At 54.6% G+C, this 25,271-nt stretch carries 27 protein-coding genes; 16 read left to right on the top strand and 11 right to left on the bottom strand.

The genetic code is table 11. From position 1 onward, the window contains the following. Positions 1-8 precede the first annotated feature (8 nt). Genes fliN through FHR99_RS02920 form a run of 11 tightly spaced genes read left to right on the top strand, consistent with a single transcriptional unit; the run spans position 9 to position 8,939 of the window. Positions 9-344, top strand: coding sequence for a flagellar motor switch protein FliN (fliN, locus tag FHR99_RS02970; RefSeq protein WP_183409058.1), 336 nt, complete (start codon positions 9-11; stop codon positions 342-344). A gap of 18 nt (positions 345-362) precedes the next feature. Then, the gene (locus FHR99_RS02965; RefSeq protein WP_183409057.1) at positions 363-773 is read left to right on the top strand and encodes a FliO/MopB family protein; all 411 of its coding nucleotides are present in this window, start codon (positions 363-365) and stop codon (positions 771-773) included. Then, complete coding sequence (gene fliP, locus FHR99_RS02960) at positions 770-1,507, top strand: flagellar type III secretion system pore protein FliP (RefSeq protein WP_183409056.1); 738 nt, start codon at positions 770-772, stop codon at positions 1,505-1,507. The genes FHR99_RS02965 and fliP overlap by 4 nt, the downstream gene beginning before the upstream one ends. 6 nt (positions 1,508-1,513) lie before the next feature. Continuing rightward, a complete protein-coding gene (gene fliQ, locus FHR99_RS02955) occupies positions 1,514-1,783 on the top strand; it encodes a flagellar biosynthesis protein FliQ (protein WP_183409055.1) in 270 nt (89 codons plus the stop codon). Between the two features lie 4 nt (positions 1,784-1,787). After that, on the top strand, positions 1,788-2,573 hold the full coding sequence (gene fliR, locus FHR99_RS02950) for a flagellar biosynthetic protein FliR (RefSeq protein WP_183409054.1): 786 nt from the start codon (positions 1,788-1,790) through the stop codon (positions 2,571-2,573). Next, complete coding sequence (gene flhB / locus FHR99_RS02945; protein ID WP_183409053.1) at positions 2,566-3,702, top strand: flagellar biosynthesis protein FlhB; 1,137 nt, start codon at positions 2,566-2,568, stop codon at positions 3,700-3,702. Before fliR ends, flhB begins: the two co-directional genes overlap by 8 nt. A 55-nt stretch (positions 3,703-3,757) precedes the next feature. Continuing rightward, the gene (flhA, locus tag FHR99_RS02940; RefSeq protein ID WP_183410108.1) at positions 3,758-5,848 is read left to right on the top strand and encodes a flagellar biosynthesis protein FlhA; all 2,091 of its coding nucleotides are present in this window, start codon (positions 3,758-3,760) and stop codon (positions 5,846-5,848) included. Positions 5,849-5,862: 14 nt separating this feature from the next. Further along, entirely contained in the window at positions 5,863-6,945 is a 1,083-nt protein-coding gene (locus FHR99_RS16545; RefSeq protein WP_183409052.1) for an AAA family ATPase, read from the top strand. Next, positions 6,942-7,742 (top strand): P-loop NTPase, encoded by an 801-nt coding sequence (locus FHR99_RS02930; RefSeq protein ID WP_183409051.1) that lies wholly within the window; start codon positions 6,942-6,944, stop codon positions 7,740-7,742. Before FHR99_RS16545 ends, FHR99_RS02930 begins: the two co-directional genes overlap by 4 nt. A gap of 4 nt (positions 7,743-7,746) precedes the next feature. Further along, positions 7,747-8,481 carry an RNA polymerase sigma factor FliA gene (locus tag FHR99_RS02925; protein WP_183409050.1) on the top strand — a complete coding sequence of 245 codons (735 nt, stop codon included), beginning with the start codon at positions 7,747-7,749 and terminating at the stop codon, positions 8,479-8,481. Between the two features lie 14 nt (positions 8,482-8,495). Further along, a complete protein-coding gene (locus FHR99_RS02920) occupies positions 8,496-8,939 on the top strand; it encodes a hypothetical protein (RefSeq protein WP_183409049.1) in 444 nt (147 codons plus the stop codon). 3 nt (positions 8,940-8,942) lie between these two features. On the opposite strand, the gene FHR99_RS02915 is transcribed toward FHR99_RS02920, so the two are convergent. The 3 genes from FHR99_RS02915 to modA are packed head-to-tail and all read right to left on the bottom strand — an operon-like array spanning position 8,943 to position 11,501. Further along, the gene (locus FHR99_RS02915; RefSeq protein WP_183409048.1) at positions 8,943-9,224 is read right to left on the bottom strand and encodes an EscU/YscU/HrcU family type III secretion system export apparatus switch protein; all 282 of its coding nucleotides are present in this window, start codon (positions 9,222-9,224) and stop codon (positions 8,943-8,945) included. Beyond that, entirely contained in the window at positions 9,221-10,699 is a 1,479-nt protein-coding gene (locus FHR99_RS16540) for a flagellar hook-length control protein FliK (RefSeq protein ID WP_183409047.1), read from the bottom strand. The genes FHR99_RS02915 and FHR99_RS16540 overlap by 4 nt, the downstream gene beginning before the upstream one ends. Before the next feature lie 52 nt (positions 10,700-10,751). After that, positions 10,752-11,501, bottom strand: a complete 750-nt coding sequence (gene modA / locus FHR99_RS02905) for a molybdate ABC transporter substrate-binding protein (RefSeq protein ID WP_343067350.1) — start codon at positions 11,499-11,501, stop codon at positions 10,752-10,754. Positions 11,502-11,611: 110 nt separating this feature from the next. Between modA and FHR99_RS02900 the strand changes: the two genes are divergently transcribed. The 4 genes from FHR99_RS02900 to FHR99_RS02885 all read left to right on the top strand — a co-directional run bounded on the left by FHR99_RS02900 (position 11,612) and on the right by FHR99_RS02885 (position 16,949). Then, entirely contained in the window at positions 11,612-12,814 is a 1,203-nt protein-coding gene (locus FHR99_RS02900; protein ID WP_246386447.1) for a TMEM143 family protein, read from the top strand. 132 nt (positions 12,815-12,946) lie between these two features. Further along, complete coding sequence (locus FHR99_RS02895; RefSeq protein WP_183409046.1) at positions 12,947-13,432, top strand: AP2/ERF family transcription factor; 486 nt, start codon at positions 12,947-12,949, stop codon at positions 13,430-13,432. Positions 13,433-13,782: 350 nt separating this feature from the next. Further along, positions 13,783-15,027 carry a choice-of-anchor P family protein gene (locus tag FHR99_RS02890; protein WP_183409045.1) on the top strand — a complete coding sequence of 415 codons (1,245 nt, stop codon included), beginning with the start codon at positions 13,783-13,785 and terminating at the stop codon, positions 15,025-15,027. A gap of 272 nt (positions 15,028-15,299) precedes the next feature. Next, positions 15,300-16,949: an AMP-binding protein gene (locus tag FHR99_RS02885; protein ID WP_183409044.1), complete on the top strand. Its 1,650-nt coding sequence runs from the start codon at positions 15,300-15,302 to the stop codon at positions 16,947-16,949. Between the two features lie 19 nt (positions 16,950-16,968). Here FHR99_RS02885 and FHR99_RS02880 read toward each other — a convergent pair whose 3' ends face one another. Genes FHR99_RS02880 through cyoA form a run of 8 tightly spaced genes read right to left on the bottom strand, consistent with a single transcriptional unit; the run spans position 16,969 to position 23,767 of the window. Beyond that, positions 16,969-17,196 carry a DUF2970 domain-containing protein gene (locus tag FHR99_RS02880; protein WP_183409043.1) on the bottom strand — a complete coding sequence of 76 codons (228 nt, stop codon included), beginning with the start codon at positions 17,194-17,196 and terminating at the stop codon, positions 16,969-16,971. Positions 17,197-17,200: 4 nt separating this feature from the next. After that, complete coding sequence (locus FHR99_RS02875) at positions 17,201-17,740, bottom strand: response regulator transcription factor (protein WP_183409042.1); 540 nt, start codon at positions 17,738-17,740, stop codon at positions 17,201-17,203. Positions 17,741-17,743: 3 nt separating this feature from the next. Further along, entirely contained in the window at positions 17,744-19,054 is a 1,311-nt protein-coding gene (locus tag FHR99_RS02870; RefSeq protein WP_183409041.1) for an ATP-binding protein, read from the bottom strand. A 25-nt stretch (positions 19,055-19,079) separates the two neighbouring features. Next, positions 19,080-19,778, bottom strand: a complete 699-nt coding sequence (locus tag FHR99_RS02865) for an SURF1 family protein (protein WP_183409040.1) — start codon at positions 19,776-19,778, stop codon at positions 19,080-19,082. 7 nt (positions 19,779-19,785) lie between these two features. Further along, the gene (gene cyoD / locus FHR99_RS02860; protein ID WP_183409039.1) at positions 19,786-20,130 is read right to left on the bottom strand and encodes a cytochrome o ubiquinol oxidase subunit IV; all 345 of its coding nucleotides are present in this window, start codon (positions 20,128-20,130) and stop codon (positions 19,786-19,788) included. After that, complete coding sequence (gene cyoC / locus FHR99_RS02855) at positions 20,127-20,741, bottom strand: cytochrome o ubiquinol oxidase subunit III (RefSeq protein WP_183409038.1); 615 nt, start codon at positions 20,739-20,741, stop codon at positions 20,127-20,129. The genes cyoD and cyoC overlap by 4 nt, the downstream gene beginning before the upstream one ends. Beyond that, the gene (gene cyoB / locus FHR99_RS02850) at positions 20,741-22,735 is read right to left on the bottom strand and encodes a cytochrome o ubiquinol oxidase subunit I (RefSeq protein WP_183409037.1); all 1,995 of its coding nucleotides are present in this window, start codon (positions 22,733-22,735) and stop codon (positions 20,741-20,743) included. The genes cyoC and cyoB overlap by 1 nt, the downstream gene beginning before the upstream one ends. A gap of 57 nt (positions 22,736-22,792) precedes the next feature. Further along, positions 22,793-23,767 (bottom strand): ubiquinol oxidase subunit II, encoded by a 975-nt coding sequence (gene cyoA / locus FHR99_RS02845; protein ID WP_183409036.1) that lies wholly within the window; start codon positions 23,765-23,767, stop codon positions 22,793-22,795. 151 nt (positions 23,768-23,918) lie between these two features. On the opposite strand from cyoA, the gene FHR99_RS02840 reads away from it, so the two are divergent. After that, positions 23,919-25,238, top strand: a complete 1,320-nt coding sequence (locus FHR99_RS02840; RefSeq protein WP_183409035.1) for an MFS transporter — start codon at positions 23,919-23,921, stop codon at positions 25,236-25,238. The last annotated feature ends 33 nt before the right edge of the window (positions 25,239-25,271 follow it).

The following is a 25,271-nucleotide window of genomic DNA, read 5'->3' as shown; positions in this document are numbered from 1 at the left end:
GACACCCCATGAGCGAAGAAAATTCACAGGCTGCGGCACCGGAAATGGCGGAGCTTCAGGACAACGCCGGTGGTGCCGGCGGAGACATCAACCTGGATATGTTGCTAGACGTCAACGTGTCACTTGCTATCGAACTCGGCCGCTCGGAAATGAGCATCCGTGACCTGCTTCGCCTGAATCAGGGCTCTGTGGTTAATCTCGACCGAATGGCGGGCGAAGCACTGGATGTACTCGTTAACGGCACACTGGTAGCACGCGGTGAAATCGTCGTTGTTAAGGAAAAGTTCGGCGTCAAACTCACCGAAGTGGTCAGCCCTGAAGAGCGCGTTCGCCGCCTGAACTGAGGTCTTTGCATGCGTTTTATGTCAGCACTTTTTTTGTCCAGCCAGATATCACCGGCGATTGCGCAGAGCGCAGCGCGCGCGGCGGAGCCCATTTCTTACGGCAATGCCCTGAGTGTGGTTACCGGGCTGGCGATGGTTGTGGCCTTGCTGTTCGCACTGGCCTGGCTGATGCGCCGCAACAAAGGGGTATTGGGCAACGGCAGTCAGAAAATCGCTGTGATTTCCCAGCTGCCCGTGGGTGTACGAGAAAAGGTGCTGCTGCTGCGAGTGGGTGAGGAGAATGTGCTGGTGGGTTATTCCGGCGGCGGTCTCCAAGCCTTACATGCATGGCATGGTGATATTCCCGCAGATATCGAAGTCACGGATCAGCCTCCCCAAAATTTCGCTGACTATCTGTCACGACTGCGCGCAAACCGGAGCGACAAATGAAGCGTCTTGCGCTTGCACTAGTACTGATTCTGCCACTTTCAGCTCTGGCGCAAAATGCTGGGCTGCCGGCAGTGACGCTGGAAACAGCTGCCGATGGCAGCGGCGAATATACCCTGTCGATTCAATTGCTGGCACTGATGACCGTGCTGACCCTGCTGCCCGCATTGCTGCTGGGCATGACAGCGTTCACGCGCATCATCATTGTTCTCGGTATTTTGCGTCAGGCGCTGGGTACCGGGCAGGCACCGTCGAATCAGGTACTGCTTAGCATCGCGCTATTTTTAACCCTGTTTATCATGTATCCGGTGTTCCAAACCGTACACGCAGACGCCATCACACCTTACCTCGCTGGCGATATGGCCTTTGCCGATGCGGTAAAAACCGGATTCGCGCCGATTCGCGAATTTATGCTGGCCCAGACTCGTGAGTCCGATATCGCCATGTTTTCCGGTATCGCAGGCGTACAGTCCATCGAATCACCGGAGGACATTCCCTTCGCAGTGCTGATGGCCTCCTTCCTGACCAGCGAGTTGAAGACAGCCTTTCAAATCGGATTTTTGCTGTTTGTTCCCTTTGTGGTCATCGATCTGGTTGTTGCCAGCATTCTGATGTCGCTCGGCATGATGATGCTGTCTCCCATGCTGGTTTCACTGCCTTTCAAAATTATGCTGTTTGTGCTGGTCGACGGTTGGGTGCTCCTGATGGGTTCCCTGGCGGCCAGCTTTGCAACGTGAGGTTTTATGACTCCTGAAGACGTCATTGAAGTAGGCCGTCAAGCCATGACCCTATCGGTCTTGCTCGCCGCTCCGCTGCTGCTGGCAGCCCTGGCTGCCGGTGTGCTGATCGGTATGTTTCAGGCAGCCACCCAGATTCAGGATATGACCTTGAGTTTCATTCCTAAGCTGGTGGTGTTTGTGATTGCGCTGGGTATTGCCGGTCCGTGGATGCTGCGGCTGGCGATTGATTTTACCCATCGCATGTTCGAAACCATTCCGGTTGTCATTGGGTAGCGTTATGGTTTTTGAGGAAGCTCAAATCAGCGCCTGGATTGCCTCTCTCTGGTTGCCCTTTCTGCGGGTAACCGGTGCGATGATGGCAGCACCGCTGTTTGGTTCTTCCTACGTACCGATTCGCTCGCGCATTGCGGTAGCGCTTTTTACCGCCCTCGCGGTGGCACCAGTGATTCCGCAGGCGCCAGCCGTGAGTGCCCTCAGTCTTGAAGCTGTAGTAATAGCGGCCAATGAGATTGTCATCGGTATCTGCATCGGCTTTCTGGTGCAGCTGGTTTTTGAAGCCATTGTCTTTGCCGGGCAGACCATTTCCATGGGAATGGGCTTAGGCTTTGCGATGATGGTTGACCCCCAGCGCGGTAATTCGGTGCCCATACTTAGTCAGTTTTTCCTCTTGATAACGCTGCTTATTTTTCTTGCCCTCGATGGACATCTGGCCTTTTTGGAACTCGTTGCTGGTAGCTTTGCGATCTGGCCTGTTGGTGTCGCGATGGTCAGCGTCGATACCCTTGGCTTGGTAATCGAGTGGAGCGGCGAGATCTTTGGTGGTGCGATTCGCGTTGCTTTGCCCGCGGTAATAGCGCTACTGGTCGTACAGATTGGAGTAGGGGTTATCAGCCGTGCGGCGCCGACCCTCAACCTGTTTGCGGTGGGTTTCCCGATCGCAATTCTGGTGGGCTATCTGGTGTTGTATCAGATGATGCCGCTGTTTATTCCGGCATTGGATTCTCTGCTCGCGCCCGCCTTTGAGACGACGCGCGTACTCCTTGAAGGAGGCAGCAATGGCTGAAGACAGCGGTCAGGAACGCACAGAAGAGGCGACGCAGAAAAAGCGTGACGACGCGCGTCGCAAAGGTCAGGTACCTCGTTCAAAAGAGCTGGCGACCACACTGGTCACGCTGTCTGGCGCCTGCATGCTGGCCTTTGCCAGTCAGGGGCTGGGCGAGGGCACGCTGAAACTGTTTGCCCAATCCTTTAGTGCTGATTACCTGACAATCAAAGATATTAACGCCATGCCGACCCTGTTTTTCCAATTCTGGGTTGAAGCGCTGATGCTGTGCATCCCGCTGTTTGCGGTCCTGTTTATTGCCGCCGCCGTGTCATCAATCGCGCTGGGTGGCTGGACCTTCTCTCTGCAATTCAAGCCCGAACGCTGGAACCCGGTGTCTGGTATTGCCCGCATGGTATCGCTCAAGAGTTTGGTAGAGCTGCTGAAAGCCATGGGCAAACTGTTTCTGGTCGGCATAGCCGCCGTGTTGGGTGCAGTGCTTATGCAGGATCAGATTATCAGCCTGGTAAACCACGCTCCGGATAAGGCGATTCGCGATGCACTGGGTATTCTCAGCCTGTTTTTCCTTATTTCCAGCCTGCCGCTCATATTAATTGCAGGCATTGATGTTCCTTTTCAAAAGTGGAACCACGGTAAAGAACTGCGGATGACCAAGCAGGAAATCCGCGACGAAATGAAAGAAACCGATGGCCGCCCGGAAGTGAAAAGCAAGCTGCGAGAAATGCAGCAGGCCGCCGCTCGCCGCCGCATGATGGAAGACATTCCTCAGGCCGATGTGGTTATTACCAACCCGACCCATTACTCGGTTGCCCTTAAATACGATGAGGTCAGCGGCGGCGCGCCGCGCGTGGTTGCGAAGGGCGTCGATTTGGTTGCTGCGAAAATCCGAGAAGTGGCCGGCGACAGTGACGTACCGATTGTCGAGTCCCCGCGTCTGGCGCGGGCGGTTTACGCCACTACGGATATCGGCGGAGAGATTCCAGCGGGCTTGTATCTGGCTGTGGCTCAGATTCTGGCTTACGTCTATCAATTACGCGACTGGCAGGCAGTGGGCGGCGATGCGCCCGAGCAACCTGAGCCTACGGTCGACGATGAATATTTGCGCGGCTTGCAGCCGCAGGCAGAGTGAGTGAAACGCTATGGCTGACGGAACAACAAAATCCTCAAACCTGATTCCCCCGTGGATGGAAAGCTTCCTGGCGAGCGGAATGGGCGTATTGCTGCTGTTGATGTCCCTGTTTGCGATGCTGGTGTTGCCGATGCCGCCGTTCGCACTGGACTTGTTTTTCACCTTCAATATCACGCTGTCACTGGTGATCTTGCTGGCAGTTATCTACGTGGAACGGCCGGTCGATTTCAGTATTTTCCCCACGGTACTGCTGCTTGGCACCATGCTGCGTCTGGCACTGAATGTGGCCTCCACGCGCGTGGTATTGCTTGAAGGCCATACCGGCCCCGGCGCGGCCGGTCGCGTTATTGAGTCTTTTGGCGACTTCGTTATTGGCGGTAACTATGCGGTCGGTATCGTGGTGTTCATCATCCTGGTCATCATCAACTTTGTGGTAGTAACCAAGGGCGCAGGCCGGGTTTCGGAAGTAACGGCCCGTTTCACCCTGGATGCCATGCCCGGCAAACAGATGGCAATTGACTCGGATTTGAGTGCCGGTTTGCTGACCGCGGATCAGGCACGTGAGCGCCGCGAAGAGATTAGAACTGAATCCGATTTCTATGGCGCGATGGATGGTGCCAGCAAATTTGTACGCGGTGACGCGATCGCCGGTATCGTGATTCTGTTTATCAATATTCTCGGCGGCCTCTGCATTGGCGTATTCCAACACGACCTGAGTGTTGGTCAGGCCACTGAAAACTATGTGCTGCTGACCATCGGTGACGGCCTCGTTGCGCAAATCCCGGCGCTGCTGTTGTCGACAGCCGTTGCCATCATTGTGACCCGCATTTCCCGCTCTCAAAACCTGGGGCAACAATTAAAAGGGCAGATGCTGGCCAACACCCATGTGTTAATTCTTGCCGGGTGTATTTTGACCGGCCTCGGCGTTATTCCCGGCATGCCCAATCTGGTTTTCCTGACACTGGGTATCGCCTGTATCGCGGCGGCAAGGGTGCTCGACAAGAAACGGGCGACGACGCCGGAAGTGGTGGACGAAGACGACAAACAGGCAGCGGCCGAGGGCAGTGCGCCGGCGACGCCTTCCGAGCTTGATTGGGATGATGTGACCAACCTCGACGTGGTGGGGCTTGAAGTTGGGTACCGCCTGATTCCGCTGGTTGACCGTCAGCAGGGCGGAGAGCTGATTTCCCGAATTACCGGTGTTCGCAAGAAACTGTCGAAGGATCTCGGTTTCCTGATCCAGCAAGTCCATATCCGCGACAATCTCGAGCTTTCACCGGCGGCTTACCGGATAACCCTGCTCGGCGACACGATTGCCACCGGCGACATCATGCCCGGTATGGACCTCGCCATTAATCCCGGCGGTGCTCAGGGCAACCTGCGCGGTACACCTACCAAGGATCCGGCGTTTGGCATGGATGCCCTGTGGATTGAACCCGCCAGCCGGGATCAGGCGCAGACCCTCGGTTATACCGTGGTAGACAGTAGCACCGTGATCGCGACTCACCTGAGCCAGGTGATCAAAGCTCATGCCCACGAGCTGCTTGGGCACGAAGAAGTACAGCAATTGCTAGAGCGTCTGGGCAAAACTGATCCTAAACTGGTAGAGAGCTTGGTACCGAAACAGCTCCCCCTCAGTATCGTTGTGAAAGTGCTGCAGAACCTGCTGAAAGAGAACGTTTCGATCCGCAGTATCCGGCTGATTGCCGAATCTTTGGCGGAGCAGGCGCCTCGATCCAAGGAACCTGACGAACTTTTGCAAGGTGTCCGCCAGGCGCTTGGTCGAATGATTGTTCAGGAAATCAATGGCTTATCGGAGGAGCTTCCAGTAGCGGCATTCGATGCAGATTTGGAACACATATTGCACGATGTAGTGCGTGGCAGTGGTGGTGGCCTGGAACCCGGCCTGGCCCAGCAGCTTCAGGAAGATCTCGCTGAGTTTTCGCGTGGTCAGGAAGCTTCAGGTCAGCCAGCCGTGGTACTGGTAGCCCCACCCATTCGAAACTGGCTGTCGCGGTTTATCCGCCGGAGTTTGCCGAACATGCACATTCTTGCTTACAACGAAGTACCGGATACCAAGCAGGTACGTCTGGTTTCCACTCTCAACCACCAGCGTGCGCTGGAGGTTGATCAAAGCAACGCGTAAGGACGAGTAAGTCGATGAAAACCAAAACGTTTATTGGCGCCGACAGCACTCAGGCCATGCGCAAGGTCAAAGACGCGCTGGGCGATGACGTCACGCTGCTGTCCTGTCGCCGGGTGAGCAACGGCGTCGAAATCATCGTTGGGGTGGAGGCCGAAGCCGTAGCCCCTTCTTACCAAAACCCACGCCAGAAGTTGCGTGAAGAACTGCATCAGACTCGGCGGGAACTCAATCAGTACGCACGGACCTCGGAGTGGGCTAGCGAACGCGCCAAAAATCCGTCGAGCCGAAAACTCGTCGAGTTTCTGAAAGCGCTGGATATTGAGCCGCGCATAGCCGCCGCGCTGTTGCGCCAGATTCCCCAGGGCGAGCGGATGGATGTACAGCAGGAAATGCTGCACAGCATGCTGAGACGGGCGCTGCGCACACTGCCAGTACCCCGGGAGGGTGTGACTGCTCTGGTTGGGCCGGCGGGCGCCGGTAAAACCAGCAGTATCGCCAAAATCACCGCAGATTTTGTCCGCAATGGCAAGGCGGATGATATAGCATTGATTACAACGGACACCACCCGCATTGCGGCCGAGGAACAACTGCGTATCTACGGCAATATTTTCCGGGTACCGGTGCATGCCGCAAGCAATGCTCATGAGGCGGCTCACTTGATCAATATGCTGTCTAACAAGCGCTACCTGCTGATCGATACGGAAGGTGTTGGTATTCGCGACACCGCTGGCCTCGAGCGACTGCAAAGCCTGTTTGGCGCCTTGCCGGATATGGATGTGTTTTTGACCCTGCCGGCGGATCGCGATCAGCACACCCAGTGGGAAATTACCCAGCGCTTCCGTCAAGCCCTGCCGCTGAACGGTATTGTGGCCACGAACCTCGATCAGTGCGTGCGTCTGGGCGCGCTGATGTCCGTCCTTATCCAGAGCCGCCTGCCCGCAGTCTGGTTCAGTGATGGGACTCGTATTCCCGGCAATCTAAAAGCAGCTGAAAGCAAATGGATCATTGCTGAAGCCATCCGCCTGGCGCGTGAATTCAAACGCAGTCAGCCGATGGGAGACTCAGATTTTGGATCGCGCAGGGAGGCGGTAGCGTGAGTCGAGTAAAAGTTATTGCGGTAGCCAGTGGTAAGGGCGGCGTTGGTAAAACCAATGTCTCCGTCAATCTCGCCTATCAGTTGTCCCGCGCCGGGCGCAAAGTCTTGCTGCTCGACGCGGATCTCGGTTTGGCTAACGTGGATATTCTGCTGAACCTGAAGCCGAAGCGGAACCTATCCGATGTGCTGGAAGGGCACTGCAGCCTGAAAGACATTCTGGTGACTGCACCCGGTGGTTTTACGGTGATACCTGCAGCCTCTGGGAAGAAGGGCATGGCTGAAATGGCGAAAAGTCAGCACGCAGGCATCGTGATGGCGATGAGCGAGCTGGACCAGGATTTTGATGTGATGATCGTGGACACCGCCGCTGGTATCAGCGACAGCGTGGTCACTTTCAGTCAGGCCAGTCATCACGTGACAGTGGTATGTTCTGATGAACCTACCTCAATGGCAGATGCCTATGCGCTGATCAAGGTGCTTAGTCGAGATGCGGGCATTGAACGTTTCAAGGTTCTGCGCAACCGGCTGCCGAATGACCTGGAAGCGCGTGCGGGTTTCAAGCGTTTGGAGGAAACCGCCAATCGCTTTTTGAACGTGCAGCTCGAATACGCGGGCTACATTCCCGATGACCCCTTTGTGGCAAAGGCCGTATCGCGCCAGCGTTGTGTTTCCGAAGCCTTTCCGTCTTCGCCCTCCGCCAAGGCCTTCAAAACCTTTGCTGACAAAACCGACAGCTGGGATACGCCGGTGACACCGCACGGCGGGCTTGAATTCTTCGTGGACCGGATGAGCAGCTAGGTTTATGGCAACAGGTTACGCAGCTTACAGTGAAGTCCAGCAAGGCGATCGCAATGCCCTGGTCTTGCAGCACGCCGATTTAGTGAAAAAGATTGCTTACCACCTGGTGGCGCGACTACCCGACAGCGTCGATGTCGATGATCTGATTCAAGCCGGCATGATCGGTATGCTGGAAGCGGCCAGCCATTTTCGTGCTGATGGCGGGGCCAGCTTTGAGACCTTTGCCAGTATGCGTATTCGTGGCGCGATGATTGACCAGCTGCGCAGCAGCGGTTGGACACCGCGTGCGGTGTCGCGCCAGCTTCGCGACCTCGCCGGCGCTATTCAGCGAGTAGAAAACCGGCTGGGGAGGGAGGCCAGCGGGCAGGAGATCGCGGCTGAAATGGGTGTATCCACGGATGAGTACCATCAATTACTCAAGGATGCCAACACCATCCAGATTTGCTCGCTGGAGCAGGTAAGCAACGACGAGGGTGAGGTATTCGGTGATGCCTCGGAAACGCCGGAAGAAACCTTCGACAAAGTCGCCTCAGACAACTTTCAAACAACGCTCGCCAGTCACATTGACCAGCTACCGGGAAAAGAAAAGCTGGTTATGTCGCTCTATTATGACGGCGGGCTAAATCTTAAAGAAATTGGCGCGGTACTGGAGGTATCAGAGTCCCGCGTTTGCCAGATTCACGGTCAGGCCATCTTGCGCCTGAAGCAACGGCTGTCGGATTGGATCAGCCCCCAGTAGGCGGGAGTCACGTTATGCCAAACAATGAGCAAGTCAATCAGCTCCTCAATCAATTGGTGGCACTGCCGCCAGAAGCCCTGTTTCTGTTTTTGTTGGGCGCCGCAGCCGCAGGTATTGGCCTGTTGTGGATTGCGCGACGCAGTCAGGCCCGCAAACAGTTGCAGAAGCGCGAGATTGAGAAGTTTCAAGCGGTTTGTCGCTTGGTAGAAAATCAACGCCAGGAAGTCAGTTTTCTGCAAAGCCGCCTGCAGAGCCTTGAGAGTTATGTCGACAGGCTGAACGCACACCAGCAACGTGTGCTGGACTCTGCCAGCCAGCGCCGTCAGCGTTTGGACGACGCCATCGGCATAGCCGGGCGCTGTGCCGATGATATTGAGTTAAGTTCTCGTGCCGGCGTTAGCCCCAGCGAAGCCAAGCTGATTGCCCGCCTGTATCGCGGACCTGCTGCATCGTCCTGAGTGCTACTCAGGCTCTATCCAATTCAGCTCGTCTTGCAGGGTATAGGCAAAGGCGAGCGCTTCAGCCACCGCAACATATAACAACGCCGGAATTTCGTCGCCGATATCGACCTGAGACAGGAGTGCCGCCAGTTTCGGGTCGCGGCGAATGGGAATATCGTGTTCATCAGCCAACTTCAGAATTTTATCCGCCAGTGCATCTTCGCCCTGCGCGGTGACTCTGGGGGCCCTATAGCCATCGTACTCAAGGGCTGTTGCGGTTCTTGGAGGATTCGTTTTTTTCATGCGGTGGCACTTAAACCCGGCAGGTCTACCTGAGGCTGTAGTGAATCGGGAAGCGCCCCAAAATGCCCCTCTACCTCACTGTTTTCAATGCCAGCCTTAGAAAGCTTTGCCTGCAATACAGGGCTTTTCTTTGCCACCCAGTCCAAGACCTCGGGATTTTCACTGAACAGCCGGATAGCCGTCCGACTATCGCCGTGGTCAATATGGATGGCGAGTTTACCGACTGCCCAAAGTTCGACGCTTAAAGTAACTAGCCAGCGCTTTTCCTTCTGCTGTTTATCAGTGCGGCCGGCGTTCTCCTGTCGCATAAAGAATTGCCAATAGTCGATATCCTCGCCGTTACGAACCGGGAGATCGAGCAGCCACTGTGCCTGACCCTGTTCCCGTGCCTGCAATGAAGCCAGTTGCTGGGATTCAATCCGGTTTACGCTGCTCTCCAGCACTCTGAGGAGTTGGGGCAGGGTATCCAGCCGGCTTTCCATCGTGGCTAGAAATTGTCCCAGTTGCAGGCTCTTCAAACTTGCTGGCGAGGGTGCGGCTTGCTGATAGGCCTGGCTGACTTGCACACCCTTACCTGCGCCCAGGGGGCTGGTAAGATTGGCTGCTGACATCTGGGGTGTGGTGTTAGACAAAGTGGCCGACTGCGCCGCAGGGAAGGGGCGCGGTTGCATGCCAGTGGGCAGCGCAGGTTGCGGATTATTTGGATTCCTTGGTGCTGCCGGCGGTTGCGGCGTACTGGCCGAAGGGCGCTGGGGCGCGTCATAAGTCGGTTTCGCCGGTGGCTGTTGGCCTTGCGAAGCGCTCGCCTGTTGCGGTGATGCGCTGGCGTTCTGCTGGGGGAGGGCAGAGCCTGATTGAACCTGAGAAGAGTTCGGGTTTGGGGGTGGCGCACTCACGGTTTGGGCGGTCTGTGCAGGTTGAGGCGTATGCTGCCCGGCAAGGCGTACCAACAAGGCTTTCAGATCTGTTCCCTGCGGCAATTGCCCTCGTGCCAGCAAGGCTTCGAGAAATAAGCCGCTACGCAACAGCGTCTGCCGCAATTTGCCCGCATTCATTACATCTTCACGCTGTGGGAGAACCGCCAGTAAAGGCTCCAGAGCCTGTTTTGCAAAGGTATTCGTTGTTGGTATTTGCAGAGCCTGACGCAGAGGTGCCGATTGTTGTGAGGCCACTCGCTGCTGAAGTTGCACCGCGACCTGCCCCTGCTGCTCGCTCAGTGGCCGAAGAGCGGGGCGCCCCTGCGCATCGCTGCCCATGACCTGAAGATGGGCGCGTTTACCGACGGTGAGGGGCAATTCGCTGGTGGCATTCAGTTGATGCCGCCCCAGATTGAGGGTGTAACTCGACGCATCATTCTGGCGTGCCACCATGACATCCAAAATAGCGCCCACGCGAAAATTCAGCGTCGTCTGCCGGGCACCCGAAACGCCCGCAAGGGTGGTGCCGGTAATATAGAGGGGCTTATCGAAGTTCACGCCGAAAGGCTCCGGGGCTTTTCTATGGTATCGGCGTGCAGGCGGAAAAACTTTAGCCTGATTCCGGCTGTCGATAACCGTAACGGGACAGAATTTCTCTGACAGAATCTGAGTTAAAAAAGCCTATCAAGGCTTTGGAAATATTGATATTTTTTGATCTATTAAGAATGACGCCATCCTGGCGAATAGGCGGATGAAGCTCTGCCGGCACCTCCCATAAACCACCGGATACCGGGTGCTCCCGCAGTTGTGAAAGCGCCACAAAGCCGAGCTGAGCATTCCCCGATGCCACAAACTGAAAGGCTTGCGCAATATTTTCGCCTTGTACCCAACGCGGACGGGTCGCATTAAGAAGGTTCAGCTTATCCAGTGTGGCTTCGGCGGCTTGACCATAGGGGGCGAGGCGCGGGTTGGCCAAGGCCAGTCGATTGAAGTCGGTGTTTAGCAAGGCGAGCGGATCATCCGCACCCGGAGACCACAAGACGAGCGTACCCAAGGCATAGGTAATTCGCGAGTCTGGCAGGGCATGCCCCGCATCGATCAGGGCTTGGGGTTTTTCGCGGTCAGCAGACAAAAACACATCGAAGGGCGCGCCATAGCGAATCTGCGCATACAGTTTGCCGGATGAGCCGGACGCCAGTGTTACCCGATGACCGGTCTCCCGTTCGAAAGCAGCTCCGATCTCGCGCATTGGCCCCATAAAATTGGACGCGACCGCCACCAGCAAGGTTTCACCTGCTAATGAAGCAGGGAGGTTGCCAAGAAGCCAGCACAGTAAAAAGACATTGCGAAAACGGCGCACGAGGACGTTCAAATCTCAAGGTAGGTGGACGTTGGTGGCTTGGTCTACGATTATAGGCGCGATAATCACAGCAATACCATCCATCGCGATTCACCAACGGAGGCCATTTTTTGACTGACACACCCACTAACGCTCTGCCGATACTGCGTTTTATCCCCTTCCGTCGTCGCGACATTGTGACAATGTGCGAGCAGGAGGGAGGCCTTTCAGAGGAGCAGGCTGAGCAATTTCGTCAGGCCAATGCGCTGATAGAAGACTTTTTCCAGCGGGATTTTCACGCTATCAAGCAGCGGCTGAAAGATGCCTATGCGCCTCTAGATCCGGATGCCGATACTCGCTGCACCGCCGTTGCTGCGCAAAATCCGGATGAGCTTTCCCAGACTCTGGCATCGGTGCTGAATCGCGGCAACTATGAAAAAGTAACCGAGGAAGGCCTTAATGCGGCCTTTGAATCGGCCTCCTTATTTAATATTCGCCTTTTCGTCGACCTGAACGATTTTGACGATGTGCTGCTGTATACCCGGGGCGTCAGTGAGCGCACGGAAACGCTGAGTGGTCCACTGGGATTGTTTTCCCGTACAGTGACCTTCAGAAATTTTGATCGCGTTGTTTTGTATATCCGCTTTAAAAGCGATATCGATGAAAACAGTACGCTGGGAGGCTGCCGGCCTGGAGCCACCATGCTCAAACTGTTCAAAGATGTGCCCGAAGCGGATCTGGAAATGCTGTTCCCCAATACGCGAATTGGCATGCGTTTTCGCGACAAGCTCTTGATTGGCATCCCGGCTTTGATCAGTGGCGGCGTTGTGTTGACCACCAAAGTCGGGGCCACGCTGTTATTGCTAGGTTCGTTGTTCGGGTTCTGGCTTGGTTTAAAGAACGAGCCCGTAACGCTTGATCGCAATGCCGTGCTGGCACTGGCGGCTGGTCTCGGTGCCCTGGGCGGCTACCTGTGGAAGCAATTTTCGAATTTTCGCAATAGAAAGCTGCGGTTTACTCAGGCGCTTACCCGCAACCTGTATTTCAAACTACTCGACAATAATGCAGGCGTAATACACCGGATACTCGATGACGCGGAAGAGTCCGAGTGCAAAGAAAGCACGCTAGCGTATTACTTTCTGTTGCGGGCAGGTGAGCCACTTTCTGCTGAAGCGCTGGATGAAACAATAGAAAGTTGGTTTCAGGAGCGCTGGCAGTGCACGCTGGATTTTGAAGTTGATGACGCGCTGAACAAGCTGGAACGGCTGGGATTGGCTGAAAAACACGGGGAGGGCGCATGGATTGCCAAGGCATCGAGTGCAAATTCACGCTAGAATGCGCTCTTTGGAACTTTGCGAACCGGTCTTTGACTAAGCATTACGCAAAGTAGGCACGATTTGTGCTGAATGATTAAAACTCTATGCTTTTTTGATCAATTTGATTGAATAAATTTTATCCAGGATCTCATGTCTCGCTCAAAAACACTTTACGGTATTTCTCGAATCGACGACCCGGTTTATCGCACTTACGCCTGGCGCGTAAGCCTGCGTCGGCAGAACAAGATGATTGTCAAAAACTTCACCGACAAGCGTCACGGCGGCAAGCGCAAGGCACTCGCCGCGGCCAAAGCCTTCCGCGACGAAATACTTGAAAAATACCCGCCGACCACGCGTCAGCAGTTCTGCTCGACCCTGCGTCGGCATAACACGTCTGGCATTCCCGGAGTCTACCGCTACGCAAAACCTTACACGCTCGCTGATGGCAAAGAGCGCAAGCTCTGGTATTGGGAAACGACCTGGCCCACCCAGGAAGGCGGCAGTGCAAAAGCAACCTTCAGCGTAAAGCATTACGGAGAGGAAAAGGCCAAACAGCTTGCGATCGCGGCACGGGAAGCTGGAATCAAAAATCTCAAAGGTGTGTATTGGGCATCTAAACGGGGAGAGGCTGCCTAGTGTCACTCTGTTTTAACAGTATAGGTAGGCAGTGGGGCTAAACTCCGCCGTACTTTCTCAATCAAGGGAGCAATTTGCTCCCACCCCCATCTCAGAGTGCACGCAATTCTCGACGCATCAGTGTAAGGTTCTCCCCCCTCCGCACCGAGTTGATAGCCCCGAAGTTTCTTCACTTAGATTAGCAATTTAAGCGCGCAACGTCACAAATTCGTTACAAACCCCAAACATCAGCTGACAAGCACTAAAGGCTAAATTTGGTAATTATCGGGTTATTCCTGCAGCCAGCTCATAGGATTCCGCGATTGCTGCAAATCTCACCTCATGACTAAGCTGGACGATCGTGGCGTGCAATGCGTCATGAGTTTCGCGGCGTGTATGCAACAACAATCGAACAAAGTGCAAAACAACCTATGGATCACGAGGGGGTAGCGGAAATGAAAACCAGCAGACGAGTATTGACGACGCTTGGGGCAGGGCTCGTACTGATGCTCTTGGCGTACGGGAGCGGGGCCCATGAACCACCCCCACAGACTACTTATAGCGGATCTGCCACGGGTATTGATATCAATGTAAATTCACCTCCAGTGGCTGGCGGCAATATCAACTTCGCCAAGACGCAGGAATATTCAGACGAAGAGAGCTTTAGCGAAACGCAGCAACACTCTAATCAAACCATTGGACCTTTCCCTGATTCCACGAACAATATGGCTTCTGGAGGAGCAGGGGAGATCTTTGCGATGACCGAGGGTGGCACGCTGATGGAGAACGTCGCCACCTCCATGGCGGTGATCACCAATTTGAGTGATTTTCAGATATCTCCTGACTCCGCAATGTCGCCAGCGCTCACGGTTAATGCTGACATAATTCTGTCTAACAGTCGGGCAGAATGTATTCCCAGCGATCCGAGTATTACGGTAAGTGGTGGAGCTCTCATCGGCAATCTCGATCTCCAGTTGAATGGAATGTCGGTTACCGGAGGCCCGGTCACGATTGATGCGCCGCCGAACACGACGATTTTCGAATTACCCGGTGTTGTTAGAGTCATTGCCAACGAGCAGGTTGTCACTGGTGATAGTATTGAGATCACCGCCTTGCACATTGTCATGGAAAGCGAGCCGTTCATGGATGTCAAACTCTCCAGATCAAAGTCCGACATTAGCTCCTGCCCCCCAAAAGTGACACCGAAACCTGGCGAGCGAATGGAGGGTAAAGGTGCGATTCGGTGGCCGGATGGCACTGAAGCGTTTTTCTGCTACTGGTGCGCTATCGATGCCGAGGGAGAGGTGGCCGGCAATCTGTACCTGTTCGACAATAGCGAAAATGGTGTCGAAGTTCAGAACTGGTGGAGCGTAACCGAATTCGTCAACCCGGATGGCTCAACCTCGTTTCCGCTAACGCGCAGATGCACATTCGAGGACTCCAACGTAACAGCAAACGCGGGTGGCGCGACTACAACGGAAACCTGTCTCGTGACGGGCACCGATAGTGGCGCTGCCGATGGAACTAATGAAAGCGCTATATTGGATTGCGAGAGCTATGACTCGCAAGGACCACTGGAGTACGGCGATATTACGATCACCCCGGGATCAGATTGATTCCCGGAATTTCGAGCCCCCTGGTATAGGGGGCTTTTTTAATATCCTTAATTTAACATAATATACATTATGCGTAATTATAGATTGGTCACTGGGAAAGGCAGTTGCCTAATTGGTCATACAAGTACCCATCCCCGAATGTAACGAAGTTTACAGTCCACAACTTGGCTACTCGTTATTATTGAGCAATTGTCCCGCACACAGACAGGCGTTCGTGTGGAATACTTGAAGCAACTGAATTCGAATCAATAACAACAGGAAGTTTTTTGCCAATGACAAATAGTTCTTATGTTCTGCCCGTTGAGCAGCTGAAAGCCAATCTTAAAACCAAGCCCAATGACCTCTGGCTACATCAACCTACTAATGGCGAATGGAAAAGTTACACCGTTGCACAGGTCGTTGATGAAGCAAGTCGCGTTGCGAATGCGCTTTTGAACCAGGGCATTGAGCCCGGTGACCGGGTCGCTATTCTCGCTAAGAACAGCTATGCGTGGATGGCCGCCGACGTCGGTATGATGCTGGCCGGCATTATCCCTGTGCCAATCTATTCCACTGCATCCTCTGACACTATTGAGTACGTTATTGAGCACAGCGGCGCCAAACTCTGCTTTGTTGGCAAACTGGATGACTGCAGTGCGGCAGAAAAAAGCCTCACCAATATTCCGGTTATTACCTTTCCGGATTCGAACGGTAACTATCAGGGCGCGCAATCCTGGCAGAGTATCCTCGACTCCTCAGCGCCACTGGCGAGCTACCACACGCCAAAAGCTGATGATATGGCGACTATCGTTTACACCTCCGGAAGCACAGGCAAACCCAAGGGTGTGGTGTTGACCCATGGCAATCTGGGCGCCGCTGCGGTAGAAACCAAAAACCGCATGGTAGGTGGTGAGGAATTGCACCGCATGATGTCCTACCTGCCGCTGGCTCATATCACCGAACGCTCTGTAGTCGCCATGACATCCATCTATGGCAAGGTGGAATTGTTCTTCTCCGAAGGTTTGGAAACCTTTGTTGAAGAGCTACATCACTGCCAACCCACCGACTTTATTTCTGTACCGCGGCTTTGGGCCAAATTTCAGGCAAAAGTGCTGGCGCAAATCCCGGATGACCAGCTACAGGAAATGCTGGCCGGTGAGGGTGGCGATGCAGTAGCAGCCGCTATCCGTGACAAGCTTGGCTTTGGCTCATGCAGCACTTACGGTTCGGGCTCTGCCCCCATCTCCCCTGCTCTGCTCGAATGGTTCCATCGCATAGGCGTGGATATTGCTGAAGGCTGGGGTATGACCGAAACATCCGGCCTCGCCTGCTCCAACCAACCTTTCACAGTTGAGGGTATGGGCACCATTGGCACTCCCCTCGCCTGCAACGAAATGAAGCTCTCTGACGAGGGTGAAGTCTTGATTCGCGGTGATGCCATCTTTACCGAGTACTACAAAAACCCGGAAGCAACGGCGGAATCCTTTATTGATGGCTGGTTCCGGACTGGCGACAAAGGCGTTAAAGACGAAAACGGCGCTTACCGCATCACCGGGCGTGTGAAGGAACAGTTCAAAACCGCCAAAGGGAAATATGTAGCTCCCGTTCCCATTGAAAGTCGACTGGCCACAAACTCGCTGATTGAGCAAGTGTGTGTGCTGGGTGCTGGCCGCCCGGCGCCAATGGCGATTGTTGTGCTTAACGATCAGGGCCTGAGCAAAGACCAGATCAAGGCCAATCTCGAGCAGACACTGAATGAGACCAATGAACAATTGGAATCTCATGCGCGCCTGGATCGCATAGCGATTTCGGAAACAACCTGGGACGTCGAGAACGATCTGCTGACGCCCACCATGAAGCTGAAGCGCGACAAGATCGAAGCCTTTTACAGTGCGACGATTAATAGCGAAGCGGAAAGCGGCGTGTATTGGGTATATCAATAACGCAGTTTTGAGAGAAACATCATTTGGTCAGTAGATAAATAAAAAACTGGGAGGTAATAAAGCAGAAGGAAAAGAAAAGAACGGTCGATACCAGCCCTGCCACAATCACTGGCAGCGGGTTGGTTTCGGCCAAATCCATCAGGCGCTTGCGGCCCGCATGGTTTTGTACGGCAAAGATCAGCGAAACCGCCTGGGTAATGGCTTCGAGGAAACCCAGCGATTTCTGTTTTTTCTCAGAATCGTTCATACGGTTATTTAACCTGCTGTTTGGCGAGTTTCCGGGCCAGCGTACGTCGATGCATACCCAGCCGCCTCGCGGTTTCTGAAATATTAAAGTCGGTCTCTGCGAGCGTTTGGTGAATTCGCTCCCACTCCAGGGTTTTAATCGACGTTGCGCGCCCTTTGATTTCAACTTCGGCATTGCCCTCGGCGCTGTTAAACGCCGCTTCGATGTCATCGGTATTGGAGGGCTTGGCCAGGTAGTGACAGGCACCGAGTTTTACGGCTTCGACCGCAGTGGCAATGCTCGCGTAACCTGTCAGCACAACGATTAGGGTATCGGGATCGTGTTCATGCAACGCCTGCACGCAGGCCAAACCAGAGGCTTCGCCATCCAACTTGAGGTCAACGACCGCGTGTGTGGGGTGACATTCTTTCAGTGCCTCAACGGTGGTTTCCAGACTACTGGCATTCACCACGGTGTAACCCCGGCGTTCAAAGGAGCGACCCAGTGTGCGGGCAAAGGCGGCATCGTCTTCCACCAGCAGCAAGGTCTTGTCACTGTCTGTCATGGCTCAGTCCTCCTTCAACACCAAAGATTCGAGGGGTAAGCGCAGTATAACTTCTGCGCCCTCACCCGGCAGGTTTTTGGTCTGCACCTCGCCGCCCAGTGTACGCACCACGTTAAACACCAGAAACAGTCCTAAACCACTGCCTGGCCTGCCTTTGGTAGATTGATAAGGCTGCCCAAGATGCTTAAAGACTTCGCCGTCAAAGCCGGGCCCCCGGTCGAATACGCGGATTATCAGGTCATCAGCATCACGTGACACTTCCATACCCACCCACAGGGGCGATGCTTCCAGCGCATTATCCAACAGGTTGCAGATCGTCTGCTTCAGTACCGAATCCGAGGCGATATCCACATCTTCGCCAAAGCGGTTTTCGAAATGCAGTTCCTGACTTTTACGGGTATCCAGCCACTCGGCGATCAACTCATCAAAAAACTCGTTGACCGTGGTTTCACCCGAGGCCTCGCCGCGTGTTTCCCCCGCTGACATTAGAATGCCGCTGACGATGGATTTACAGCGCCGAACCTGTGCCTGCATCTCCTCGATATCCTGATTCAGATCAGGATTATCCTTAAGCTCGGGCATGTGGCGCCAATCACCCAACAGCACCGCAATCGTGGCCAACGGGGTACCGAGTTCATGGGCCGCACCGGAGGCCAACAAACCCATACGCAAAATATGTTCTTCCTCGGCAGCGCGCTGTCGAAGCTCCGCCAGTCGCGCATCGCGCTCGCGATGGGTTTGGGTAATCCGGTTAACAAAAATTACGAGCAAAGCCGCATTGAGCAGGAGGCAAATAAACATGCCCTGCACGTAAAAACTCTCGAAACCCAGGTGGTAGTCCAGCGGCAAGTCGAGGGGCTTTGCCTTTTCTGCCAGCCAGAGAAAGCAAAGCGTCGCCACGCCGAGAAGCGCCCAGGCGAGAGGTGCCGCCATTAACACTGCGGCCAGGCCTACCTGAAGCACGTAAAGAAATACAAATGGATTAGTTGCGCCGCCACTTAAATAGAGCTGAAAGGTCAACGTGGTGATATCGACTAACAAGCCCACAAAGAGCTCAGCCGTATGAATCGGGCGCCCTACCCGCAGACTAATTTCATAAAGACCGTTAAATACGACCAATCCGGCCAGCACGCCAAACATTTGCCCCAGCGGCAAACTCACCCCAAAACTATAGTGGGCGACCAGAATGGTGAGCAATTGGCCAAGCACTGCCATCCAGCGGAGCTGAACCAGCTGCCGCATTTGTTTGCTCAGGGTGTCGTCGCTGTGCTGCTTAGTGTTGTAGCTGCGCAGACGCGTGATCGCTCTCAACATAGTCGTTGATGTTCCATCAGCCGGTTCAGGGCTGGGATCGACGAGATTTCAAAACGAAAAAGGCCGCCCCAGCCGCCATCAGGGCTAGGGTATACCAAGTGAGCGCATAGACCCTATGGGTATTGCTGAATTGAATAACGGTCAGGCCACCGATGGGGCCATCGCCGCCGGGGCTGCCCGGCTGATCTGCCGCAGCATCGACAAAATAAGGTGCGAGTTTGACGCCGTGATATTCACCGATGGCCGCCACATCGCGGGAATACCAGCGATTCGCTGCTGGCAGGTTCTCTCGTAGAAAGCCGCCTTTGGGCTCAGAAAGTCGCAGCAAGCCGCGAAGTGTCACCGTACCAGAGGGTGGCGTGGCAGGCTCAGTGCCCTGCCCCACAAAGCCCCGGTTAATTAAAACCGTGCCTCGCTCAGCCGTCTGCAGTGGTGTCATCACCCAATAGCCGCTGCCTTCCTCGGAAACCGCGAGCACACGGGTATCGCGATTCTGCAGGAAAGTGCCTTTGAGAAAGATATGACGGTATTCATGCGAGTCGACGCGAATATCCGGCCATTCTGCCGGCAGCGGCGCAGGCGCCGCGTCTGCATGAACCCGGGATTCAACGCGGTCAATGAGTGCAACTTTCCAGTCGAGCCGATCAAGTTGCCAATTACCCAGGGCAATAAACCCGGCGCCGGCCAGCAGCAATAATGCAGAAAATACCCAGCGCCAGTTCATGAGAGCGCTACATCATGCCCGGCATCATGAGCACATTCATGTTGTACATCACCCATAGCGAGCCAAACAGGGTGATAAACAACAGCACGGCGGTAAACAACAGCGAGAGCATGTTCCAGCCGCCTTCCGAATGAAAGTTCATGTGCAGGAAGTAGATCATATGCACCACGACCTGTACTGCCGCAAAGGCGAGAATAATCACCGCGGTGGTTCCCTTGGATTCAAATACCCCGCCCATAACCAGCCAGAAGGGAATTGCCGTGAGAAAAACCGACAGCAGAAAGCCGATCATATAACCGCTGAAAGACGCGTGCGGCGTATCGTCCTGGTGGTGATCGTGATGTTCGCTCATGCCATGGACCCCATCAGATAAACAAAGGTGAAAACGCCAATCCAGATCACATCAAGAAAGTGCCAGAACATGGACAGGCAGAACAGGCGACGGCGATTCTCGGGAATCAGACCGTGCTTTTTCAATTGAACCAGCAGCGTTACCAGCCAGATCAGACCGATGGTCACGTGCAGGCCGTGGGTGCCAACCAGCGTAAAGAAGGCTGACCAATAGGCACTGCGTTGCGGCCCGGCGCCCACATGCAGCAGGTGTGAGAACTCATACAGCTCTACCGCCAGAAAGGCCGCCCCGAGCAAGCCGGTAATAGCCAGCCAGATCATGGTGCCCTGCCTCTTGCCCTGCTGCATTTGCAGCATGGCGAAGCCGTAGGTGATCGACGAAAACAGCAGAAACGCCGTATTCAACGCCACTAAGGGCAGATCAAAGAGCTCTGCGCCGGTCGGGCCTCCTGCATAGCTCTGGCTCAGTACGCCATAGGTAGCAAACAGGGCCGCGAAAATCAGGCAGTCGCTCATTAAGTAGAGCCAGAAGCCGAACAGGGTGCCGTTCGGCGCGTGATGATCGCGGGCGATAAAGTTCAGGTTAGTATTGGCAGCAACAGACTGAGACATCAGGCAATCACCTCCCCGCGTTGCAGCTCGACTTTTTCTACTTCCTCAACGGGAATGTAGTAGTCGCGCTTGTAGTTAAAGGTGTGAACAATGATCGCGCCCAGCAAACCGGCGAAGGACACACCCGCCAGCAGCCACATATGCCAGATCAAGGCAAAACCCAGCACCGTACTGATACCAGCGATTACCACACCGGCGGCGGTGTTTTTCGGCATATGAATTGGCTCAAAACCGCTCTTCGGATGCTGATAGCCGTTGGCCTTCATCTGCCACCAGGCGTCGTTGTCGTGCACACGCGGTGTAAAGGCAAAGTTGTACTGGGGCGGCGGTGAGGTGGTGGACCACTCCAGTGTGCGGCCATCCCACGGGTCGCCAGTCTCGTCGCGCAATTGATCTCGCTTCTTGTAGCTCACATAGAACTGCAGCAGGAAGCAAATAATGCCGATACCAATCAGGATGGCGCCAACCAGTGCGATCTGGAACCAGATCTGCAGTGAGGGGTCATCGAACTGGCTCATACGACGGGTGACGCCCATCAGACCGAGCACGTATAGCGGCATAAAGGCCAGATAGAAACCAATCAACCAGAACCAGAAGGTTAGCTTGCCCCAGAACTCATCGATCTTGTAACCGGTGACTTTCGGGTACCAGTAGGTAATCGCGGCAAACACACCAAACACCACCCCGCCAATAATCACGTTGTGGAAGTGGGCAATCAGGAACAGGCTGTTGTGCAGCACAAAGTCAGCCGGGGGAACGGCCAGCAATACGCCAGTCATACCACCGATAACGAAGGTCACCATAAAACCGACAGTCCACAGCATCGGCACATCAAAGCGAATGCGGCCGCGGTACATGGTAAACAGCCAGTTAAACACCTTGGCACCCGTCGGGATCGAAATGATCATCGTGGTGATGCCGAAGAAGCTGTTCACCGTCGCACCGGAACCCATGGTAAAGAAGTGATGCAGCCACACCAGATACGACAGGATTGTGATGACCACGGTGGCGTAAACCATCGAGGAGTATCCAAACAGGCGCTTGCCACTGTAGGTCGCAACGATTTCCGAAAACACACCAAAGACCGGCAGAATCAGGATATAAACTTCCGGGTGACCCCAGATCCAGATCAGGTTCACGTACATCATGGCGTTGCCGCCAAGATCATTGGTGAAGAAATTCATATCGAGGTAGCGGTCGAGCGACAGCAGGCCAAGTACCGCCGTCAGAATCGGGAACGCCGCGACGATCAGAATGTTAGTGCACAGCGCGGTCCACACAAACACCGGCATTTTCATCAGGGTCATGCCGGGCGCGCGCATCTTAACGATGGTCACAACAAAGTTCACGCCCGATAGCAGTGTACCGACCCCGGCTATCTGCAGGGCCCAGATATAGTAATCCACCCCGACCCCGGGACTTTGTAATATCCCGGTTAACGGCGGATAAGCCAGCCAGCCGGATTTGGCAAACTCACCCACAAACAGAGACACCATCACCAGAATGGCGCCAGAAGCGGTCATCCAGAAACTGAAGTTATTCAGGAAAGGAAAGGCGACATCGCGCGCGCCAATCTGCAACGGAACGATGTAGTTCATGAGGCCGACCACAAACGGCATAGCCACAAAGAAGATCATGATTACACCGTGGGCGGTAAAAATCTGGTCGTAGTGATCTGGCGGCAGATAGCCCATGGAATCGCCAAAGGCGATGGCTTGCTGAATCCGCATCATGATGGCGTCGGCAAAGCCGCGCAGCAGCATCACAATGCCGAGAATCATGTACATCACACCGATGCGCTTGTGGTCAATACTGGTAAACCACTCGCGCCATAAATAGCCCCACAACCCCGCGCGCGTAACCGCTACTACCAGCGCGATACCGCCAAGGGCGACCATGATAAAGGTCGCGACAATAATCGGGTCGTGAAAAGGAAACGACTCCCAGGTAAGTCGCCCGAAAATAAGTTTACCGAGGTCCAACTGATCAGACATTTTCAACTACGCTCGCTGAGTAATTCGGATTGGCTGCGTGTTTCAACAACCGTATATTCAGTGCTCATGATGCCCGGCTACGGCTGGCATACTCTCTTGTTTGCTCTCTCGCTTATGAGCCGCATGCTTATGGCCACTCATCATGTCTTCCATGCAGAGCGTGCCGGGATCAACGCAACGGTTAAGAATCTTGTGATAGAGATCAGGCATCACCGTGCTGTAGTAACGCACAGGCTCTCTTTCACTAGGTTTTTCCAGTTCTTTGTAAACCGAACGGGTTAAGGCGTCGCCCTCCCCTTTAACCTTACTGACCCATTGTTCAAAGTCAGCCTCTTCCATGCCGTGGAATTTGAAACGCATGCCGTTAAAGCCAGCGCCGGAATAATTGGCTGAAAAACCGTCGTAGACGCCGACTTCATTAATCACCGCATGAAGTTTGGTTTCCATACCGCCCATGGCGTAAATCTGGCCAGCCAGCGCCGGGATGAAAAATGAGTTCATCATCGTGGTGGCAGTAATTTTGAATTTGATCGGGCGATCCAGTGGCGCAGCCAACTCATTAACAACCGCCATGTCGTACTCGGGGTAGAAAAACAGCCACTTCCAGTCCATTGCCACGACTTCAACCACAAGCGGTTCGACGCCTTCGGGGATCGGTTTGCCTTCGTCAAGACGGGACAGGGGGCGATAAGGATCCAGCTGATGGGTGCTAACCCAGGTCATGGCGCCCAGTGCGATAATGATGGCCAGCGGCGCGGCCCAGATCACCAGTTCCAGGTGAGTAGAGTGATCCCAATCGGGGCTATATTTGGCGTCGCGATTTGAGGCACGATAGCGCCACGCAAACCAGAAGGTCAGCGCGATGACCGGCACCACGATGATCAGCATCAGGATGGTAGCCCAGATGATCAGGTCAGCCTGCTGGGACGCAATGTCACCGGAGGGTGACATCACCACCCAGTTACAGCCGGATAGAGCCGGCACCAAGGCAGCGATTATCAGCGCTTTACTGAGATTTGTGAGTTTGAACATTGCCACATTTCGATCCGGCTGCTGGTAACGGGGGCAAACTTTACGGCAATCAACTGGGAGGGTGAATTGGACAATTTGTCCTATGGCTGCCCCCCGGCAAAAGCGGTAGTCTTTGCCCAGATCGAGTGAAATCACCGGGATTTGCCTGACTATGGCCACAGTTAACGCTAATACGACTACTGCTCCAGCATCAGATTTTCAGACGCCAGAAGGCCATTCGCCGGTCGCTCCGGGCGAGATCGCGGTCGGTGTAATCATCGGCCGCGCATCAGAACACTTTGACTTCTTTGTATTCGGAATGGCCTGTGTACTGGTCTTTCCGCAGGTGTTTTTCCCTTTTGCCGACACGCTTCAGGGCATGCTCTACGGCTTTGCCATCTTCGGTATGGCCTTTGTTTCACGTCCCTTTGGTACCGCGCTGTTTATGAGCATCCAGCGCCGCTGGGGCCGTAGCGTCAAATTGACCGCCTCACTGTTTCTGTTAGGTACAGCAACGGCAGGAATCGCCTTTCTGCCGGGCTATGCAACGCTTGGTGGTACGGCGATATTTCTGCTGGCTATGTTCCGTATTCTTCAGGGTTTTGCCCTTGGCGGTTCTTGGGATGGCCTACCTTCTCTGCTGGCACTGAACGCACCTCGCGCACGCCGCAATTGGTTCACCATGTTTGGTCAGCTCGGCGCACCGATTGGCTTCCTGTTGGCTAACTCACTCTTCCTTTATCTGATCCTGAACGTCAGCGCGGAAGATTTTCAGGCGTGGGCGTGGCGTTATCCCTTCTTTGTAGCCTTTGCGATAAACGTCGTTGCCCTTTTCGCACGCTTGCGTTTAGTGCTGACTGAGGAATACACCCTCGCTATGGAAGAAAGTGCACTGGAGCCCATCAGCACTCAGGAAATGCTGGATGAAGAAGGCCCGACCATTTTCCTCGGCGCATTTGCAGCCTTGGCCAGCTACGCCCTCTTCCACATTGTGACCATCTTTCCGCTGTCGTGGATTCTGTTGAACGGCTCGCAGACTATCAATGACGTACTGATTATTCAGGTGTTCGGCGCACTGATTGGTATTGTTGCCACAATTGCCTCAGGCGTCCTCGCCGGCAAAATCGGCAAACGCCGCACCGTCGGCTGGATGGCCGCTTTGATTGGTATTTTCGCCCTGTTCGCTCCCTACCTGATGAGCGGCACACCGGCATTGCAGAATGTGTTTATTCTGCTGGGCTTTGCCCTGCTGGGAGTTTCCTACGGCCAGTCTCAAGGCACAGTAACCGCAAACTTTAAACGCCGCTTCCGCTACACCGGCGCTGCCTTAACTTCTGATTTTGCCTGGCTGTTTGGTGCCGCCTTTGCTCCGCTGATTGCATTGGGATTGTCAGTGCAGTTTGGATTGGAGGCCGTAAGCCTGTATCTGATTTCGGGTGCGATTGGCACGCTGCTGGCGCTGTACATAAACCGCCGGATAGAGGCTCAGTAGATTCGAATTGGGTGCCACAACTCGAGCGGAAGC

The sequence above is a fragment of the Litorivivens lipolytica genome, assembly GCF_014191715.1.
GTDB lineage: Bacteria > Pseudomonadota > Gammaproteobacteria > Pseudomonadales > Spongiibacteraceae > Litorivivens > Litorivivens lipolytica.
This window is presented reverse-complemented; position numbering and strand designations above follow the sequence as displayed.

Coding starts and splice junctions, on each gene's coding strand:
- FHR99_RS02920 (WP_183409049.1), top strand. CDS start 8,496: ATGCCAAACAATGAGCAAGTCAATCAGCTCCTCAATCAATTGGTGGCA.
- fliN (WP_183409058.1), top strand. CDS start 9: ATGAGCGAAGAAAATTCACAGGCTGCGGCACCGGAAATGGCGGAGCTT.
- FHR99_RS02890 (WP_183409045.1), top strand. CDS start 13,783: ATGCGTCATGAGTTTCGCGGCGTGTATGCAACAACAATCGAACAAAGT.
- FHR99_RS02965 (WP_183409057.1), top strand. CDS start 363: ATGTCAGCACTTTTTTTGTCCAGCCAGATATCACCGGCGATTGCGCAG.
- cyoB (WP_183409037.1), bottom strand. CDS start 22,735: ATGTCTGATCAGTTGGACCTCGGTAAACTTATTTTCGGGCGACTTACC.
- fliQ (WP_183409055.1), top strand. CDS start 1,514: ATGACTCCTGAAGACGTCATTGAAGTAGGCCGTCAAGCCATGACCCTA.
- fliP (WP_183409056.1), top strand. CDS start 770: ATGAAGCGTCTTGCGCTTGCACTAGTACTGATTCTGCCACTTTCAGCT.
- FHR99_RS02870 (WP_183409041.1), bottom strand. CDS start 19,054: ATGTTGAGAGCGATCACGCGTCTGCGCAGCTACAACACTAAGCAGCAC.
- cyoD (WP_183409039.1), bottom strand. CDS start 20,130: ATGAGCGAACATCACGATCACCACCAGGACGATACGCCGCACGCGTCT.
- flhB (WP_183409053.1), top strand. CDS start 2,566: ATGGCTGAAGACAGCGGTCAGGAACGCACAGAAGAGGCGACGCAGAAA.
- cyoC (WP_183409038.1), bottom strand. CDS start 20,741: ATGTCTCAGTCTGTTGCTGCCAATACTAACCTGAACTTTATCGCCCGC.
- FHR99_RS02880 (WP_183409043.1), bottom strand. CDS start 17,196: ATGAACGATTCTGAGAAAAAACAGAAATCGCTGGGTTTCCTCGAAGCC.
- FHR99_RS02895 (WP_183409046.1), top strand. CDS start 12,947: ATGTCTCGCTCAAAAACACTTTACGGTATTTCTCGAATCGACGACCCG.
- FHR99_RS02840 (WP_183409035.1), top strand. CDS start 23,919: ATGGCCACAGTTAACGCTAATACGACTACTGCTCCAGCATCAGATTTT.
- FHR99_RS02875 (WP_183409042.1), bottom strand. CDS start 17,740: ATGACAGACAGTGACAAGACCTTGCTGCTGGTGGAAGACGATGCCGCC.
- FHR99_RS02865 (WP_183409040.1), bottom strand. CDS start 19,778: ATGAACTGGCGCTGGGTATTTTCTGCATTATTGCTGCTGGCCGGCGCC.
- FHR99_RS16545 (WP_183409052.1), top strand. CDS start 5,863: ATGAAAACCAAAACGTTTATTGGCGCCGACAGCACTCAGGCCATGCGC.
- FHR99_RS02915 (WP_183409048.1), bottom strand. CDS start 9,224: ATGAAAAAAACGAATCCTCCAAGAACCGCAACAGCCCTTGAGTACGAT.
- flhA (WP_183410108.1), top strand. CDS start 3,758: ATGGAAAGCTTCCTGGCGAGCGGAATGGGCGTATTGCTGCTGTTGATG.
- FHR99_RS02925 (WP_183409050.1), top strand. CDS start 7,747: ATGGCAACAGGTTACGCAGCTTACAGTGAAGTCCAGCAAGGCGATCGC.
- fliR (WP_183409054.1), top strand. CDS start 1,788: ATGGTTTTTGAGGAAGCTCAAATCAGCGCCTGGATTGCCTCTCTCTGG.
- cyoA (WP_183409036.1), bottom strand. CDS start 23,767: ATGTTCAAACTCACAAATCTCAGTAAAGCGCTGATAATCGCTGCCTTG.
- FHR99_RS02885 (WP_183409044.1), top strand. CDS start 15,300: ATGACAAATAGTTCTTATGTTCTGCCCGTTGAGCAGCTGAAAGCCAAT.